Annotated in this window: 2 protein-coding genes; one reads left to right on the top strand and one right to left on the bottom strand. The window is 71.0% G+C overall.

Translation table 11 applies throughout. From position 1 onward, the window contains the following. On the top strand, window positions 1–2,091 hold a 2,091-nt coding region (glgX, locus tag ACY45C_RS20120; protein WP_462189121.1), incomplete at its 5' end, for a glycogen debranching protein GlgX. Here the strand turns inward: glgX and glgP are convergent. After that, window positions 2,088–3,188, bottom strand: a 1,101-nt coding sequence (gene glgP, locus ACY45C_RS20115) for an alpha-glucan family phosphorylase (RefSeq protein WP_462189120.1), incomplete at its 5' end; no start/stop codon positions are given. The two genes, glgX and glgP, sit on opposite strands and share 4 nt — an antisense overlap.

The raw sequence follows: 3,188 nt of genomic DNA, 5'->3' as shown, positions 1-3,188 counted from the left end.
CGGTACAACCCGGCGAAGCTGCTGGTCGACCCCTACGCCCGATTGGTAGCCGGGACGCTGCGCACGGACCCGGCGATCTACGGGTTCGGTGGCGGCGACCCCTACGGCTTCGAACCGGACCCGCGGGACTCCGCACCGTTCGTGCCCCGCTGCGTCGTGACCGGGCCCGGGCGGGCGCAGCGGGGCCCCGCCGGGACCAGGGACTCCGGATTCGGGGACCTCGGGATCGGGGACCCCAGATCCGGGAGTGGCGGTTCGACGGGTCACGGCGTACATCCGGGCGTACATCCGGCGGACAACCGGCCCACCATCCCCTGGTCGGACACGATCATCTACGAGGCGCACGTACGCGGACTCACGAAACGTCACCCGGGCCTGCCGCTACGGTTACGCGGGACGTACGCCGGGCTCGGCCACCCGAGCGTCCTGGCGCACCTGCGCCGGCTCGGCGTCACCGCGATCGAACTGCTGCCGGTGCACGCCTCGGTCTCCGAACCGGCCCTGCTCGAGCGCGGAAAAATCAACTACTGGGCCTACAACACCCTGGCCTTCTTCGCCCCTCATGCCGGGTACGCGGCCACCGACGACCCGATCGGCGAATTCCAGGCGATGGTCGTCGCCCTGCACGCCGCCGGCATCGAGGTGATCCTCGACGTCGTCTACAACCACAGCGCCGAGGGCAGCGAGCGGGGCCCGACGCTGTCCCTGCGCGGCCTGGACAACACGACCTATTACCGGGTAGAGCCGATGGATCCCCGGCGCTACCGTGACGTGACCGGCTGCGGCAACACCCTCAACACGTCCTCACCGCACGTCGTGCGGCTGATCTGCGACTCGCTGCGGTACTGGGTGACGGAGATGGGCGTCGACGGGTTCCGGTTCGATCTCGCCACCGCGCTCGCCCGCAATCCCGACGCCTTCGACCCCGCGGCAAGCCTGCTGACCGCCATCCACGCCGACCCGATCCTCGCCACGGTGAAGCTGATCGCCGAGCCGTGGGACGTCGGCTGGGGCGGGTACCAGGTGGGGGGGTTCCCGGCCCCCTGGGCGGAGTGGAACGGGCGGTTCCGCGACACCGTGCGCGACGTGTGGAACAGGCACACCAGCGGCGTCGCCGATCTGGGCTATCGGGTGTCCGGCTCGTCGGACCTGTTCGAGCACGGCGGCCGACGCCCCTGGGCATCGATCAACTTCGTCACCGCCCACGACGACTTTCCCCTGGCCGACCTGGTCTCCTACAACGAGAAGCACAACGAGGCCAACGGCGAGGGCAACCGGGACGGCGAGGCGGACAACCGCTCGGCGAACTACGGGGTGGAGGGCGCGACCGACGACCCGGTGATCCTGACCATCCGCCGCCGGGTGCGCCGGGGACTGATCACGACGCTGCTGCTGTCCACGGGCGTCCCGATGCTGCTCGCCGGCGACGAGTTCGGTCGCTCGCAGGGCGGCAACAACAACGCCTACTGCCAGGACAACGCGGTGTCCTGGCTCGACTGGCCGACCGACCTCGCCGGATCGGTGGACGTCGCGGAGCCGGACCACGCCTACCCCGACCCGGCCGGCCCCGACCCGGCGCTGTGCCGGCTGGTGGGCGGGTTGGCGGCACTGCGCTCCGCCGAGCCCGTGCTGCGCCGGGGGCGGTTCTTCCACGGCGGCCAGTCGGCACCCGGGCGACTCGCGGACATCACCTGGTTCCGTGCGGACGGGGCGGTGATGTCGGTGGCGGACTGGAACGCCCCGCGGGTCGCGACGCTCGTGGCCCATGTCGCCGGCAGCCCCGTCGCTGAGGATCCTGCCGGCGGGCGGGGGACGCACGATCGACCGGCCCACGGCACTGGCCTGGTGTACGTGTTCCATCCGGATCGCGGCGACACCGTCGTCACCCTGCCCGGTGCCCCCTGGGCGGCCCGCCACGACCTGCTGCTCAATACCGCCGACGACGATCTCGCCGGATTCCCGGCGACCGTCGCGGTACCGGGAACCAGCTATGCCGGCGGCGAGTCCCTGACCGTGCTGGGCCACAGCGTGCTCGTCCTACGAGCCCATCCCCCCGGCACGGCGGCTTCGCCGCGGTGCGGGGACCCCTAGGGGTTGGTAACCAGGCCCAGTTCGGTGATGCTCGCGGTGAGTGCGTGCCGGGGCAGCACCCGCACCGTGTAACCGAAGGGTCCGGTGCGCCCGAGCGGGATGGTGCCCTCGTAGCGGTGACCGCCCTCCCCTTCGCCAACCGGCTGCAGGAACAGCGTCGAAGGATCCAGGATCCGGTCGGTCTGGTCGATCCGGCCGTAGGAGGCGAGGACGTCGACGTCTTCGAGGGCCAGCTCACCGAGGTCGATCGTGGCCCGCACCACCAGCGACTGGCCCACCTGAGGGGTGTCACCGAGACCAGCGGAGTCGACGTTGAGCACGCGGACCCCGGGCCACGCGGCCTGCACCCGGCTCTTCCAGGCGGCCAGGTCCCGGGCCCCGGCGAAGCCGCCGGCGGCGGCGGCCCGGGCCGAGACACCGGCCGGCACGTAGTATCGCTCGACATACTCCTGGACCATGCGGCTGGCCAGGACCTGGGGACCGAGAGCCGACAGGGTGTGCTTGACCATCGCGGCCCAGCGCCGCGGGATGCCGTCGCCGGGCTCCGAGTCGTAGAAGCGGGGGGCGACGGTGTTCTCCAACAGGTCGTACAAGGCGACGGACTCGATGTCATCGCGCCGGTCGGGGTCCTCGACCCCGTCCGCGGTCGGGATCGCCCAGCCGTTCTGGCCGTCGAACATCTCGTCCCACCAGCCGTCCCGGATGGACAGGTTCAGGCAGCCGTTCAGCGCGGCCTTCATCCCCGACGTGCCGCACGCCTCCAGCGGACGCAGCGGGTTGTTCAGCCAGACGTCCGATCCGGAGTACAGGAAGCGCGCCATCCCGATGTCGTAGTCGGGGAGGAAGACGATGCGCGACCGCACGGCCGGGTCGTCGGAGAACTGGACGATCTGCTGGACGAGCTGCTTGCCACCATCGTCGGCAGGGTGCGCCTTGCCGGCGATGACCATCTGGATCGGCCGCTGCGGGTGCAGCAGCAGCCGGCGCAGCCGGTCACGGTCCCGCAGCATGAGGGTCAGCCTCTTGTAGGACGGCACGCGCCGGGCGAAACCGATCGTGAGGATGTCCGGATCGAAAACCGACTCCACCCACTCCAG

This window comes from Frankia sp. CcWB2, assembly GCF_977927585.1.
This window is presented reverse-complemented; position numbering and strand designations above follow the sequence as displayed.